This window comes from Lelliottia sp., from assembly GCF_045627565.1.
In the GTDB taxonomy this organism is placed as follows: domain Bacteria; phylum Pseudomonadota; class Gammaproteobacteria; order Enterobacterales; family Enterobacteriaceae; genus Enterobacter.
The window spans coordinates 47,475-62,344 of record NZ_JAZQNX010000039.1; the positions used below are offsets into that span (position 1 = coordinate 47,475).

The window sequence follows — 14,870 nt, forward strand, 5'->3', positions numbered from 1 at the left end:
AACGCCGGGCGGCAATGACGCCTTACCCGGCTGATAAAAGAGGATTAGCCGCCGTGCAGGCGACGGGCGTCAATCACATCCGGCACCTGGTTCAGTTTGCCAAGCACGCGGCCCAGCACCTGCAGGTTGTAGATTTCGATCGTCATATCGATGGTGGCGAGCTGCTCGCGCGTGTCGCTGCGACTCGCCACGCCCAGCACGTTGACCTTCTCGTTGGCAAGAATCGTGGTGATGTCACGCAGCAAACCGCTACGGTCATTAGCCGTGACGCGCACCACCAGCGAGTAACCGGCGGAATAGCTTTCGCCCCACACCGCATCCACGATGCGTTCCGGCGCATGAGATTGCAGCTCGGCCAGCTGGTCGCAGTCCGAACGGTGAATCGAAATTCCCCGCCCCTGAGTAATAAACCCGACAATGTCATCGCCAGGGATCGGCTGGCAGCAGCGGGCAATGTGGTGCATCAAATTGCCGACGCCCTCGACCACTACGCGGCCATTATCTTTGCTGCGATGCGGTGGCGTGTAGGTTTTCTGCTGAAGCTGTTTCAGCGCAGCCGCATCTTGTTCAGCCGCGCTCGGCTTATTGAACTTCGACTGCAGGAAATTCACCATCTGGTTGAGACGAATATCGCCCCCGCCAATGGCCGCTAACAGCTCATCCATTTCGTTGAAGTTGTAGCGCGGCAGCAGGTGTTTTTCTGCTTCTTTCAGGTTGATGCCTAAATGTTCCAGCTCATCATCCAAAATCTGGCGACCCGCGATGATATTTTTGTCGCGATCTTGCTTGCGGAACCAGGCATGGATTTTGGAGCGGCCACGGCTGGTAGTGACATAACCCAGGTTCGGGTTTAGCCAGTCGCGGCTTGGGTTCGGCTGTTTCTGGGTGATGATTTCAATCTGATCGCCCATCTGGAGCTGATAGGTAAACGGCACAATGCGCCCGCCAATCTTCGCCCCGATGCAGCGATGCCCCACATCGCTGTGGATGTGGTAAGCAAAATCGAGCGGCGTTGAACCTGTTGGCAGGTCTACAACGTCCCCTTTTGGCGTAAAGACATACACCCGGTCGTCAAAGACCTGACTACGCACTTCGTCGAGCAATTCGCCCGAATCGGCCATCTCTTCTTGCCAGGCGATAAGCTTACGCAGCCAGGCAATACGATCTTCGTGGCCGGTACGCGTTCCGGTGGAGGGGCCTTCTTTGTATTTCCAGTGTGCCGCGACGCCAAGTTCAGCGTCTTCATGCATCTGTTTGGTACGAATCTGAATTTCAACCGTTTTGCCGCCAGGACCCAGCACAACAGTGTGAATGGATTGATAGCCGTTCGGTTTGGGGTTGGCGACGTAATCGTCAAACTCATCCGGTAAATGACGGAAGTGAGTATGCACTATCCCCAGCGCGGCGTAGCAGTCCTGCAAACGATCGGCGACGATGCGCACCGCACGCACGTCAAACAGCTCATCAAAGGCAAGATGCTTTTTCTGCATTTTGCGCCAGATGCTGTAGATATGTTTCGGTCGGCCATACACTTCGGCCCGCACGTTCTCTTCTTTCATCGCCTGACGCAATCCACCGACAAACTCGTCGATATAGTGCTCGCGATCGATACGGCGCTCGTGCAGCAGTTTGGCAATACGCTTGTATTCCGCAGGGTGCAGATAGCGGAAGCAGTAATCCTCAAGCTCCCATTTCAGCTGTCCGATGCCTAAACGGTTAGCAAGAGGCGCATAAATATTGGTGCACTCTTTTGCCGCCAGCACGCGCTCATCTTCAGGCGCATCTTTCACTTCACGCAGGTGGGCAACGCGTTCGGCCAGCTTGATGACGACGCAGCGGAAATCATCCACCATCGCCAGTAGCATGCGGCGAACGTTATCAACCTGTTCGGAGGAGACAGAGTCCGTATGAGCCGCTTTAAGCTGACGAATGGCTGCCATATCGCGCACGCCGTGAATCAGTTCAACTACGGGTTTTCCTACGCTCTCACGCAGCACGTCTTCGCTGACCACGTCGGCATCCGCCAGTGGGAACAGCAACGCGGCCTGCAGCGTTTCGATATCCATGTTGAGCATGGAGAGGATTTCGACCATCTCGATGCCGCGCCATAACACCAAATCGGCGTCAGCATGGCCCTGCGTCATGCGCAGACAATAGGCCCAGGTTTCGGTTAAGCGTTCACACGACTGCTGGCTGGAAATCCCCAGACTTGCGATCCATTTTTGTGGGTCAAACTCACCAGCTTTATTGAGATGTGCACTTCTTACCGCAACCATCGTCCTCTCCTTTAGGGACAAGGGCCTGTCGAATTCGACAAGCCGAAACTAATCACTAGAGCTGAAACAACACCATTGATTCCAGGTGTCCAGTGTGCGGGAACATATCCAGCATTGCCAGACGCTGAATTTGGTAACCCGCACTTAATAATGCCTCGCTGTCCCGCGCCAATGTCGCTGGGTTACAGGAAACATAGACCACGCGTTTTGGCGCGAGTTTAATTATATGCTGCATTACGCCCGGCGCACCCGCGCGTGCGGGATCGAGTAAAATTTTATCAAAACCGTGCTGCGCCCAGGGCTGTTGAGTGACATCCTCTTCAAGGTTTTCATGAAAGAATGTCACATTATCCAACGCGTTATGACGCGCATTTTGCTGCCCTTTTTCGACCAGCGCATTGACGCCTTCGACGCCGATGACGCTGGCTGCTCGTTGCGCCAGAGGCAAGGTAAAATTCCCCATGCCGCAAAACAGGTCGAGCACTCGGTCACCCGGCTGAACATCAAGCCACTCAATCGCTTTCGCGACCATCTGCTGGTTCACACCGTCGTTCACCTGGATGAAATCTCGCGGACTGAACGTTAAGCGTAGTCCGTCAGAGAGATACCAGGGATCGTCACCCGACACGCGCTCAAGTATCTCGCTTTGTGGCGCGAGAAAAAGCGTTAGTTCATGAGAATGCGAAAAGCGTTCCAGTTTTTCGCGATCCTGAGCGGAAAGTGGCGCAGTGTGGCGCAGCACCATCAACGGCCCATTATCAGCAAGGACCAGCTCAACATGTCCCAGCGCACGCGCGCCCTGCAAATCAGAAAGGCAGTTGCGCAAATGCGGGAGTAATGCTTCAAGATGGGGCACCAAAACGGGGCACTGCTTCACATCCACGATGTCACTGGAGGCGGCTTTGCGAAAACCCATCGCCAGTTTTTGCGTTTTGGGTTCATAGCTCAGGCTCAGACGCGCCCGGCGGCGATATCCCCAGGGCTGCCCGGAGATAATCTCATTCACCTCATGCTTCATCAGACGCGCCAGCGCAGTGCTTTTGCTGCTCTGTTGTAGCGCAACGCTCGCATGCTGCTGCTGGCAGCCACCGCACACGCCAAAATGCAGACAGCGTGGCGCAACGCGTTCAGGGCTATCATTAAGGCGACGTTTTACCTGGCCGCGTGAATACTTGCTTTTGTCTTCCGTCAGGGTGACTTCGGCCCGTTCATTCGGTAATAATCCAGCAATAAACAACGCCTTGCCGTTATGACGCGCAACGCCCTGACCAAACGGGTCCAGGTCTGTGGCTTCAACAGTTATGATCTGACGCGTCGTCACGCGTCGCTTTGCAGAGTAGAATTGCGCCATCGCCGAGAATTTTCTCAAAAAAACATAATGACCCTAATTGTCCCATAACGGAACGCCATGACCAACTACAGCCTGCGCGCACGCATGATGATTTTGATTCTCGCCCCGACCGTTCTGATCGGTTTGCTGTTGAGCATCTTCTTTGTTGTGCACCGTTACAATGACTTGCAGCGTCAACTTGAAGATGCAGGCGCCAGCATCATCGAACCGCTGGCCGTGTCGAGTGAATACGGCATGAATCTGCAAAATCGTGATTCTCTCGGGCAGCTCATCAGCGTGTTGCATCGCCGCCATTCAGAGATCGTCCGGGCGATTTCCGTGTATGACGAAAATAATCGCCTGTTCGTCACCTCGAATTTTCATCTCGATCCCAGCGAACTGAAAATCGCCGACGGCGTGCCCTTTCCGCGTCATCTGACTGTGATAAGGCGTGGCGATATTATGATTCTGCGTACGCCGATTTTATCGGAGAGCTATTCGCCGGATGAATCCGCCGTATCAGACGCCAAGGCCAGTAAGAATATGTTGGGATATGTGGCGCTGGAGTTGGATCTCAAGTCAGTGCGGCTCCAGCAGTACAAAGAAATATTTATCTCCAGCGTAATGATGCTGTTTTGTATCGGGATTGCGCTCATTTTCGGCTGGCGTTTAATGCGCGACGTCACCAGTCCCATTCGTAATATGGTGAATACCGTTGATCGCATCCGGCGCGGGCAACTCGACAGTCGTGTCGAAGGATTTATGCTCGGCGAGCTGGATATGCTGAAAAACGGCATTAACTCGATGGCGATGTCGCTGGCGGCCTATCACGAAGAGATGCAGCATAACGTCGATCAGGCCACCTCCGATCTGCGCGAAACCCTTGAGCAGATGGAAATCCAGAACGTCGAGCTGGATTTAGCGAAAAAACGCGCCCAGGAAGCCGCGCGTATTAAATCAGAATTCCTCGCCAATATGTCCCACGAGCTGCGCACGCCGCTGAACGGGGTGATTGGCTTTACGCGCCTGACGCTAAAATCTGAGCTCAATCCCACCCAACGCGATCATCTGCATACCATTGAGCGTTCGGCGAATAATCTGCTGGCGATCATTAACGATGTGCTTGATTTTTCCAAACTGGAAGCGGGCAAACTGATCCTTGAAAGCATTCCTTTCCCGCTGCGCAGCACCCTGGATGAAATCGTGACGCTTCTTGCGCACTCCTCGCACGACAAAGGTCTTGAGCTGACGCTGAACATCAAAAATGACGTGCCAGATAATGTCATCGGCGATCCGCTGCGTCTCCAGCAGGTGATCACTAATCTGGTGGGGAACGCGATTAAATTTACCGAAAACGGAAACATTGACGTTCTGGTCGAAAAGCGTGCGATCAGCAATAACAAACTCCAGATTGAGGTGCAGATCCGCGATACCGGCATTGGGATCCCTGAGCGGGATCAGTCGCGGCTGTTCCAGGCTTTCCGCCAGGCGGATGCCAGTATTTCGCGTCGCCACGGCGGGACAGGATTAGGGCTGGTGATCACCCAAAAACTGCTCAAAGAGATGGGCGGGGATATCTCCTTCCACAGCCAGCCCAATCGCGGATCGACGTTCTGGTTCCATATCAGTCTCGACCTGAATCCCAACGTGGTGACCGACGGCCCAATGACACACTGCCTGCGCGGCATGCGTCTGGCCTATGTCGAACCGAACGCCGCAGCGGCCCAAAGTACGCTGGATGTGCTCAGCACTACGCCACTGGAGGTTATTTACAGCCCGACGTTCTCTGCTCTCGCCGTCGATCATTACGACATTTTGCTGATGGGCATTCCGGTCACCTTTACGGGCGAACTGACGATGCAGCAGGAGCGGCTGGCGAAAGCCGCTTCCATGACCGATTACCTGCTTCTGGCGCTGCCGTGTCACGCGCAGCTGAACGCGGAGGAGCTAAAAAATGACGGTGCGGCTGCGTGTCTGTTAAAACCGCTGACCGCAACACGTCTGCTGCCCGCGCTGACCGAATATTGCCGCATCAATCATCATGCACTCCCCGTCGCTCATGATGACCACAAACTGCCAATGAGCGTCATGGCTGTCGATGACAATCCGGCCAACCTCAAACTCATCGGTGTGTTACTGGAAGACCAGGTGCAACACGTTGAGCTATGCAGCAGCGGCGCGCAGGCGGTGGAACATGCGAAGCAGATGCAATTTGATCTGATACTGATGGATATTCAGATGCCGGACATGGATGGCATTCGCGCCTGTGAGTTGATTCGCCAGCTCCCGCATCAGCAGCAAACACCAGTGATTGCAGTGACGGCTCATGCCATGGCGGGGCAAAAAGAGAAGCTGTTGAGTGCTGGAATGAATGATTATCTGGCGAAACCGATCGACGAAGAGAAGCTGCACAGCCTGCTATTACGCTATAAGCCTGGCCTCGTGGGGGGAGCTAACATTGCCCCATCAGAACCCGTGGAAATGACCTTTAATCCTAATGCCACACTCGACTGGCAGCTGGCGCTACATCAGGCGGCGGGTAAACCGGATTTAGCGCGAGAGATGCTGCAAATGCTGATCGCCTTCCTGCCGGAAATCCGCAATAAAGTAGAAGAACAGCTGGTTGGTGAAAACCCTGAAGATCTGCTTGAGGCCATTCATAAATTGCACGGTAGCTGCAGCTACAGCGGCGTGCCGCGCCTGAAAAGTCTCTGCCAGTTGCTTGAGCAGCAGTTGCGTTCGGGTACGCCTGAGTCAGAGCTGGAGCCAGAGTTTCTCGAATTGCTGGATGAAATGGATAACGTCACGCGCGAAGCGAGAAAAATGCTGGGATAAGAAAATCAGGGGATATTACATCCCCTTTCCCGCCAGCAATGTCGCCGCGATATTTCTCGCGGTCATGCGCACGTTTTCTGCGGCATTTTCTAACGCCTCTTCCAGAGTGCAAACGCTATAAATCACGCTGAACACCGCGTCGATGCCGTGCTCATGCACCACGCCAACATCTGCCGTCAAGCTCCCGGCAATACCGATCACGGGCTTGTTGTAACGTTTGGCGACTTTCGCCACGCCGACCGGCACTTTGCCATGTATCGTCTGGCTGTCGATGCGCCCTTCGCCGGTGATCACTAAGTCGGCATCAGCTATGTGTTTATCCAGATGCAAAGCGTCGGTAACAATCTCAATGCCCTGGCGTAACTCCGCGCCGCAAAACGCGTACAGCGCTGCGCCCATGCCACCCGCTGCACCGCCCCCCGCAAGGTTGAGCACGTCTTTATCCAGATCGCGGGAGATGATTTGCGCAAAGTGCGCCAGGGACTGATCCAGCTTACTGACCATTTCCGGGGTCGCCCCTTTTTGCGGGCCAAACACCGCTGATGCGCCTTCATCGCCGGTTAACGGGTTGGTGACATCGCAGGCCACTTCGATGCAGCACTCCGCCAGACGGGAATCCAGCGTGTTGATATCAATGCGCGCCAACCTGTCCAGCTCGCCGCCCCCTTGTCCGATTTGATGGCCCTGGGCGTTTAGCAATTTTGCCCCCAGCGCCTGCACCATTCCGGCACCGCCGTCGTTAGTGGCACTTCCGCCAAGACCAATAATGATGTGTTTTACCCCTGCATCCAGGGCATGACGAATGAGTTCGCCCGTGCCCCAGGAGGTGGTTTTGAGCGGATTACGTAAGGATGAGGCGACAAGTTCAAGGCCGCTCGCTGCCGCCATTTCGATAAACGCGCTTTGTTCGTTCCCGGATAATCCGTAGAACCCTTCAACGTTTTCGCCCAACGGTCCTGTGACCTGGACGTTGATGATTTTGCCCTGCGTGGCCGCCACCATCGCTTCGACCGTGCCTTCGCCGCCGTCGGCTACCGGTAATTTGACATACTGCGCCGAAGGAAAGATCTCGCTAAATCCCTGCTCGATCGCTGTCGCCACCTCAAGAGCACTCAAACTTTCCTTATACGAGTCCGGTGCGATTACAATTTTCATACGCCATCCTTACGCCTGTTAACTTCGTTGAGCATACACCCGCGCAGAGTGCAAAAATGCCCACTCCCGCAGGAACCGGCATTCACACCTAACGCACCATGCAAGGACGCTTATTGTTAAAGGTCCAGTCCGGGATTAAATACTGCATCGCCATCGCATCATCACGTGCGCCCAGGCCATGCTTCTGATACAGCTCGTGCGCTTTCATTAGCTGATCCATATCCAATTCGACGCCTAAGCCTGGGGTGGTGGGTACGTGTACCATTCCGCCTTTTATCTCGAACGGCTGTTTGGTCAGGCGCTGGTTGCCCTCCTGCCAGATCCAGTGCGTGTCGATAGCGGTGATTTTCCCTGGCGCTGCGGCCGCAACGTGAGTGAACATCGCCAGCGAAATATCAAAGTGGTTGTTGGAGTGCGAACCCCAGGTCAGCCCGAATTCATGGCACATTTGCGCCACACGCACCGAGCCTTGCATAGTCCAGAAATGCGGATCGGCCAGCGGAATATCAACCGATTGCAGCGAAAGGGTGTGCCCCATCTGACGCCAGTCGGTGGCAATCATATTTGTCGCCGTTGGCAGACCCGTTGCACGGCGGAATTCAGCCATCACTTCACGACCGGAAAACCCCTGCTCAGCGCCACACGGGTCTTCGGCATAGGCCAGCACGCCTTTCAGCCGCTTACCAATGCTGATGGCTTCATTGAGCGACCAGGCACCGTTGGGATCGAGCGTGACGCGCGCCAGCGGGAAGCGCTTCGCCAGGGCTTCAATCGACTCAGCCTCTTCCTCCCCTGCCAGAACGCCGCCTTTCAGTTTGAAATCGTTAAAACCATATTTTTCGTAGGCGGCTTCAGCCAGCCGTACCACCGTATCCGGCGTCATGGCTTCGTCGTGACGCAGACGATACCAGTCGCATTTTTCGTCGGGCTGGCTTTGGTATTCCAGCGGCGTCAGTGTGCGATCGCCCACGAAGAACAGATAACCGAGCATTTCGACTTCGCTCCGCTGCTGGCCTTCGCCCAGCAATGAGGCGACGTTAACGCCGAGATGCTGCCCGAGCAGATCCAGCATCGCCGCTTCGATCCCCGTCACCACATGAATGGTGGTGCGCAGGTCAAACGTTTGTAGCCCTCGACCGCCCGCATCGCGATCGGCAAAGGTGTTACGCACCACGTTTAAGACGTTTTTGTATTCGCCAAGCGTTTTACCCACCACTAATGGAATCGCGTCTTCCAGAGTTTTGCGGATCTTCTCGCCGCCCGGAATTTCACCCACGCCGGTATGGCCTGAGTTGTCTTTGATGATGACGATGTTGCGGGTAAAGAACGGAGCATGCGCGCCGCTCAGATTCATCAGCATGCTGTCGTGGCCCGCCACCGGGACAATCTGCATTGACGTCACAACAGGGGTAGAGAAAGTACTCATCATTCCATCCTTTTAATTAGTGGCGACCGAACGCAGGGCGTTTGCGGTCAAATGTCCAGCCGGGAACAAGATATTGCATCGGACCCGCGTCATTACGCGCGCCGCCTGGCAACTTCTTGTAAAGCTCATGCGCCTTATGGATTTGATCCCAGTCCAGTTCGACACCTAATCCCGGTGCATCCGGTACGGCGATTTTGCCGTTTTTAATCTCAAGGGGATTTTTGGTCAGGCGCGCGTCGCCCTCCTGCCAAATCCAGTGGGTGTCGATGGCCGTCGGCGTACCCGGCGCAGCGGCACCAACGTGCGTGAACATCGCCAGTGAGATATCGAAATGATTATTGGAGTGGCAACCCCATGTCAGACCCCAGTCGTCGCAGAGTTGCGCGACACGCACTGCGCCTGAAAGTGTCCAGAAGTGCGGATCGGCCAGCGGAATATCGACTGAATTAAGCATGACCGCGTGACCCATTTCGCGCCAGTTGGTAGCGATCATATTGGTCGCCACCGGCAATCCTGTTGCGCGACGGAATTCCGCCATCACTTCGCGCCCTGAAAAACCTTGCTCAGCACCACAAGGATCTTCCGCGTAGGTCAGCACGTCGTTCAGGCCTTTGCACAGGGAAATGGCTTCATCCAGCAGCCACGCCCCGTTGGGATCGACGGTAATACGCGCATCCGGGAACCGTTTTTTGAGTGCGCGGGCGGCATCGATTTCCTGCTCACCCGGCAGTACGCCGCCCTTCAGTTTGAAGTCTTTAAACCCATAGCGATCCTGTGCGGCTTCTGCCAGACGCACCACCGCGTCGCGGGTCAGTGCCTCCTGGTGACGCAAGTGGTACCAGTCATGATGGCCCGCGGTGTCTTCCAGATACGGCAGATCGGTTTTAGTGCGATCGCCCACATAGAAGAGATACCCCAGCACCGTCACCGCATCACGCTGTTTGCCCGGACCGAGCAGTTCACATACCGGGACGTTCAGCGTTTTTCCGAGAAGGTCCAGCAGCGCTGCTTCTAGCGCGGCGACAGCGTTTACGCGCAGTTCAAACGTCCAGGCGCCTTTGCCGAACGTATCGAAATCAGCCGCCTGATTGCCTTTATGCACTTGCTGCACCACGTTGTTCAGTCGGGCAATTTCCCGACCGATGACCATCGGAATGGCATCAAGCAGCGTCTGGAGAATCACTTCACCGCCTGGCGCTTCCCCTACGCCGGTGTTCCCGGCGCTGTCGGTGAGAACCACGATATTGCGCGTGAAATACGCATTATGCGCGTCGCCAATATTGAGCAGCATACTGTCGTAGCCGGCCACCGGAATGACCTGCATATCGGTAATCACTGGGCTGGATTGCGTATTCATCATGTGCGCCCCACAACAGGTTTCAATTCCACACGTTTGATATCGCCCACCAGCACCAGATAGCTCAAGACCGCGACCAGAGCGTGAACGCCAACATAGATGAGCGCCCCATTAAACGATCCGGTGGTGCCGACGATATAGCCAATCGCAATCGGCGTGACGATGCCAGAGATATTGCCGAACATGTTGAACAGACCGCCGCTGAGTCCGCTGATCTCTTTCGGTGCCGTATCCGCCATGACCGCCCAACCCAATGCGCCAATGCCTTTGCCGAAGAACGCCAGCGCCATAAAGCCGACAATCATCCACTCCACGTCAACGTAGTTACAGAACACCATCGACATCGAGAGCAGCATCCCCAACACAATCGGCGTTTTACGCGCAATGTTGAGCGATCCGGTACGCCGCATCAGCCAGTCTGAAATCACCCCGCCCAGCACGCCGCCAATAAAGCCGCACACCGCAGGGACAGAGGCGATAAAGCCTGCTTTGAGAATTGACATGCCGCGCGCCTGCACCAGATACACCGGGAACCAGGTAATAAAGAAGTAAGTCAACGCGTTGATGCAGTATTGACCGAGGTAGATGCCGATCATCATGCGCGAGCCGATAAGCTGTTTGATCTGGCCCCATTTTTGGCTGAACGGTACTTTTTCTTTGGTGCTTTTCTGATCCATGTTGATCAGCGCGCCACCTTCAGCAATGTATTCCAGCTCTTTCTTGTTTACGCCCGGATGTTGATTGGGTTCGTGGATCACTTTTAGCCAGACAAAGCTGATGATGATCCCAAGGCCGCCCATAAAGAAGAACACATGTGACCAGCCCACTTCATGCGTTAGCCAGCCCATGATCGGCGCGAAGATCACCGTCGCGAAATACTGTGCGGAGTTAAAAATCGCGACTGCCGTGCCCCTTTCTTGAGCGGGGAACCAGGCGGCGACGATACGGCTATTGCCCGGGAATGATGGCGCTTCGGCCAGCCCCACCAGGAAACGTAAGGTGAAGAGTGCAACGATAATGCCGAAACCGTTGAAGACGTCGACAAAGCCCTGCAACAGCGTAAACAGGGACCATATAAAGATGGACCAGAAATAGACACGTTTTGAGCCGAAGCGGTCAAGCAACCAGCCGCCGGGGATTTGGCCAATCACGTAGGCCCAAGAAAATGCAGAGAAGACATATCCCATACCGACCGCATCGAGACCAATGTCTTTTGCCATTTCGGAACCGGCAATCGACAATGTGGCGCGGTCGCCATAATTGAAGGACGTGACGATAAACAGCATCACCACTATCCAGTAGCGAGCATTGGTGCGCTTCTCAGCGCTGCTCGCCGCGTGGCTTAATGTACTCATTGTTGCACTCCTGAATCGTAGCTTTCGCCAGGTTCATTCTGTACGGCACAACCTGTAGGGTAATCAGAATGAGAGGTTAGTGTTTGCAGTTTTGGTACGGCTTTGTGCCGTTTTATTGTGTCTAACTGCCTTTTTGGTAACTGACGAGGAAAGTATATGTAAGGACTCTCGCCCCTCTCACCGTGCAACGACACAACATTGACGGGCGTGTTTGAGGTTGTTTGAGGCATAAGCACAACGCAATGGAAGGGACTTCACGAAAACGCAGATACAGGAATAAAGAGAGAGAAGGAAACAGAAGAGTGTGAATCAGGTCGCTTGACGCGAGGATAACGCCCTCCGCAGACGGGAGGGCGAAAGATTATTTGAGTAACGAACCCCAGTTTTCGACCCAGGGGTTTGATTCACTTTCAGGCTCAGGATGCTCGCTCGCATCAATCATCAGCATATCGCCGACGCGTTGAGCGCTTTGCTCCTGCAGTAGCGCATCAAACTGCTTACCGCCGCCGCAGAAATGGCTATAACTGCTGTCACCCAGAGCGATAATGCCGTAGTGAACATCAGGCTGATAACCCAGCTTATGTTTAATGCCCTGAAAAAGCGGAACGATGCTGTCGGGCAGATCGCCCTGTCCGGTTGTAGAGGTCACCACCAGCACATACTGATTTTTGTACTTTTCCCAGTCGGCCAGATCCGGATCTTCATAGACGGTCGCTTTATGGCCCATCCCTGCCAGGATCGCTTCGGCTTCTTCGGCCACCAGTAGCGAGTTGCCGTACATCGTGCCGACAAAAATTCCGACTTCAGCCATGCTTAACGCCCTCGATTATTGCTCTTGCTGTTCATCCTGAACGTTGCTGGCGACAAACTCAACCCTTTCATTTTCGGGGAGTTGTCCCAGCCAGCCAAACTGTGATAGCGCCTGCATCCATACATCGTCCAGACCCGCACGAATCACCAGCGGTTCGCCGGTAAAAGGATGCGTCAGGCTGAGTTGGCTGGCGTGTAGCATCAATCGGCCACAACCAAAGTGCTCGGCCGCACTGCGGTTCTGGCGCAAATCGCCGTGTTTGCTGTCACCAATAATCGGATGACGCAGGTGAGAAAGATGGCGACGCAACTGGTGTTTACGTCCAGTTTTGGGTTCCAGTTCAACCAAACCATAACGTGTCGTTGAGAACTTCCCTGTTGCCACGGGCATTTCAACGGTGGCAAGACCACGGTAATCCGTCACTGCTGGCTGTGGATCCTTGTTTTCGCGGGCAAATTTGTCAGCGATTTTATCCAGCTCCTCAACCAACGGATAATCGAGCGTGGCTTCATCCATCAGCCAGCCACGCACGATAGCGTGATAGCGTTTTTGAATTTGATGCTGCTCGAAATGCTGGGAGAGCAAACGTCCGGCTTCGCTGGAAAGGCCCATCAGCAAAACGCCGGACGTGGGTCTGTCGAGGCGGTGTACGGTAAAAACGTGCTGACCAATCTGGTCGCGCACGGTTTGCATTACCACGACTTTTTCATCGCGATCCAGCCAGCTACGGTGAACCAGCCAGCCTGACGGCTTGTTAACGGCAACGATCCATTCATCCTGATACAGGATCTCAATGGTCATACGTTATTTCCGGCAAAGAGTTTGTCCAGACGCTGCAGCTCAATCAATACCCCTTCCCGTTGCGGGTGAGACGTATCGAGCGCCATTTCATAATAGGGGCTAACGGCAAAATCATGCGGAAGGGGGTGACCGCCGTCCAGCAAGGCGTGCAGGCGCGGAATCAGCACCCATTGTAGCCACTCGAAAGGCTCGAGCGTATCCAGGCAAAATGGCTGCGTGCTTTCGAAAGCCTCTGCCTGCGGCGCCATTTCTTGCCACAGCTGGTGGTGGCGCAAAAGGGATTCGATAGCGTGCAACTGAGCACGAACGCTGTCGTGATGCGTCATAAATACCTCAACTGAAAAACTGAACGGCGCGCAGCATAGCATTGCGTGACGCAGAAACAAAAAAAGGGAGCACTGTATAAACAGTGCTCCCGGTTCGTTTCGCAGCATTCCAGCTACAATTTGTGCTCCCTGCTCGTCCTTGACAACTTTTCCTGCGGCCCGAGGGCCTGGTCGTCCGTAAACCGCGCATCCAGCTCACATCATCCTGATGTGAATGTTTCATCCCGAAACGTCCTGATCTTCCTGACCCACCGGGCATCCTGACCGGTTCTCTTTCTCCTTCCTGGAGGTGTCCCTTACGCGTCCTGCGTGATCCTTTTTGCTTCATCCTGAAGCCTTCCTGCAGCGCCATCCTGACGTATCCTCGGTGAAAAACGTCATCATCCTGATGTTCGCTTCTCGTGTCGGCATCCTGTCGACCTGTATAGGATTACCCATTCCGCTTCGTCTTACAACCCATCCGAAGAGGCTCACAGCAAGCCCACTCATAATAAAAACGCTTAAAATCCATATCAATCCATTGAAAGTAAACGAATTTAATGAGGAGACTTACGAAATTAAAGCGGCGTGTAACGGTGATCTCTCACAACCCGTGTAAGAGATCTCTCACAAAAGACGTACGGCGTTGGATTACAAAACCGGCTCGAGTTGATTGAGGAAATCCGCAAGTGAGGGCGCGAGAACGTCGCGTTTGCGGGTGCCGAGCGTTTCTTTAATGACTTCACCATTCAGATTACAGACAGCGATCACATCTAGTTCGCTGTCCAGCGTGGCGATAAAGAGCGTCGGGGCAAGTTTCAGGCGTTTTTGCGTCACCAGATGCCCAATCAGATTCTCCTGAACCCGCTGGAAATCATTTTCGCTCCAGGTCTGGAGCAGCGTCATCGTCTCATTGGCGAAACGAGCCTGCATATCCCCGGCAAACTGTGTGGTGTAAAACGCATGAACCGCTGGCTGTACCACGATGTCCATTGCACGCTCAACTGCATTTACAGTCTGCTCAAGTGAGAACGGCTGGGGCTGCCAGAGAATTTTGTCGTCCATCGTGGTGATAATGCATGGCGACGGCACACCGTATAACTCTTCACTTTGCGGCCACGTTCCATTCATTTCATGCCATGCGTCGCAATAGCGTGCAGTGAATGCCGTCAGGGCATTTGCAGTCTCAATATCCACCGATTTCTCTCTTCACGTCAGA

At 54.5% G+C, this 14,870-nt stretch carries 11 protein-coding genes; 1 reads left to right on the top strand and 10 read right to left on the bottom strand.

Annotated features, from left to right (window positions below):
* Positions 1–44: 44 nt before the first annotated feature.
* Together relA and rlmD are read right to left on the bottom strand one after the other, a co-directional pair.
* Positions 45–2,276 (bottom strand): GTP diphosphokinase, encoded by a 2,232-nt coding sequence (relA, locus tag ACKI5T_RS18440; RefSeq protein ID WP_015960229.1) that lies wholly within the window; start codon positions 2,274–2,276, stop codon positions 45–47.
* 55 nt (positions 2,277–2,331) lie between these two features.
* The gene (rlmD, locus tag ACKI5T_RS18445) at positions 2,332–3,627 is read right to left on the bottom strand and encodes a 23S rRNA (uracil(1939)-C(5))-methyltransferase RlmD (RefSeq protein WP_407439316.1); all 1,296 of its coding nucleotides are present in this window, start codon (positions 3,625–3,627) and stop codon (positions 2,332–2,334) included.
* Between the two features lie 57 nt (positions 3,628–3,684).
* On the opposite strand from rlmD, the gene barA reads away from it, so the two are divergent.
* A complete protein-coding gene (gene barA, locus ACKI5T_RS18450; RefSeq protein WP_407439318.1) occupies positions 3,685–6,441 on the top strand; it encodes a two-component sensor histidine kinase BarA in 2,757 nt (918 codons plus the stop codon).
* Between the two features lie 15 nt (positions 6,442–6,456).
* Here the strand turns inward: barA and ACKI5T_RS18455 are convergent, their stop codons facing one another.
* From ACKI5T_RS18455 to syd, 8 genes are all read right to left on the bottom strand, one after another.
* Positions 6,457–7,596, bottom strand: coding sequence for a glycerate kinase (locus ACKI5T_RS18455; protein ID WP_407439320.1), 1,140 nt, complete (start codon positions 7,594–7,596; stop codon positions 6,457–6,459).
* An 88-nt stretch (positions 7,597–7,684) separates the two neighbouring features.
* On the bottom strand, positions 7,685–9,025 hold the full coding sequence (gudD, locus tag ACKI5T_RS18460) for a glucarate dehydratase (protein WP_407439321.1): 1,341 nt from the start codon (positions 9,023–9,025) through the stop codon (positions 7,685–7,687).
* Positions 9,026–9,038: 13 nt separating this feature from the next.
* Positions 9,039–10,379: an enolase C-terminal domain-like protein gene (locus tag ACKI5T_RS18465; protein ID WP_407439465.1), complete on the bottom strand. Its 1,341-nt coding sequence runs from the start codon at positions 10,377–10,379 to the stop codon at positions 9,039–9,041.
* Entirely contained in the window at positions 10,379–11,734 is a 1,356-nt protein-coding gene (locus ACKI5T_RS18470; RefSeq protein WP_407439323.1) for an MFS transporter, read from the bottom strand. The genes ACKI5T_RS18465 and ACKI5T_RS18470 overlap by 1 nt, the downstream gene beginning before the upstream one ends.
* A gap of 361 nt (positions 11,735–12,095) precedes the next feature.
* Complete coding sequence (locus ACKI5T_RS18475; RefSeq protein ID WP_015960236.1) at positions 12,096–12,545, bottom strand: flavodoxin; 450 nt, start codon at positions 12,543–12,545, stop codon at positions 12,096–12,098.
* A gap of 15 nt (positions 12,546–12,560) precedes the next feature.
* The gene (gene truC, locus ACKI5T_RS18480; protein ID WP_407439325.1) at positions 12,561–13,346 is read right to left on the bottom strand and encodes a tRNA pseudouridine(65) synthase TruC; all 786 of its coding nucleotides are present in this window, start codon (positions 13,344–13,346) and stop codon (positions 12,561–12,563) included.
* A complete protein-coding gene (locus tag ACKI5T_RS18485; RefSeq protein ID WP_133631277.1) occupies positions 13,343–13,672 on the bottom strand; it encodes a YqcC family protein in 330 nt (109 codons plus the stop codon). Before ACKI5T_RS18485 ends, truC begins: the two co-directional genes overlap by 4 nt.
* 630 nt (positions 13,673–14,302) lie before the next feature.
* Complete coding sequence (gene syd, locus ACKI5T_RS18490) at positions 14,303–14,848, bottom strand: SecY-interacting protein (RefSeq protein WP_015960239.1); 546 nt, start codon at positions 14,846–14,848, stop codon at positions 14,303–14,305.
* Between the last annotated feature and the right edge of the window lie 22 nt (positions 14,849–14,870).

Coding starts and splice junctions, on each gene's coding strand:
- ACKI5T_RS18465 (WP_407439465.1), bottom strand. CDS start 10,379: ATGAATACGCAATCCAGCCCAGTGATTACCGATATGCAGGTCATTCCG.
- truC (WP_407439325.1), bottom strand. CDS start 13,346: ATGACCATTGAGATCCTGTATCAGGATGAATGGATCGTTGCCGTTAAC.
- ACKI5T_RS18485 (WP_133631277.1), bottom strand. CDS start 13,672: ATGACGCATCACGACAGCGTTCGTGCTCAGTTGCACGCTATCGAATCC.
- rlmD (WP_407439316.1), bottom strand. CDS start 3,627: ATGGCGCAATTCTACTCTGCAAAGCGACGCGTGACGACGCGTCAGATC.
- gudD (WP_407439321.1), bottom strand. CDS start 9,025: ATGATGAGTACTTTCTCTACCCCTGTTGTGACGTCAATGCAGATTGTC.
- relA (WP_015960229.1), bottom strand. CDS start 2,276: ATGGTTGCGGTAAGAAGTGCACATCTCAATAAAGCTGGTGAGTTTGAC.
- ACKI5T_RS18455 (WP_407439320.1), bottom strand. CDS start 7,596: ATGAAAATTGTAATCGCACCGGACTCGTATAAGGAAAGTTTGAGTGCT.
- ACKI5T_RS18470 (WP_407439323.1), bottom strand. CDS start 11,734: ATGAGTACATTAAGCCACGCGGCGAGCAGCGCTGAGAAGCGCACCAAT.
- barA (WP_407439318.1), top strand. CDS start 3,685: ATGACCAACTACAGCCTGCGCGCACGCATGATGATTTTGATTCTCGCC.
- ACKI5T_RS18475 (WP_015960236.1), bottom strand. CDS start 12,545: ATGGCTGAAGTCGGAATTTTTGTCGGCACGATGTACGGCAACTCGCTA.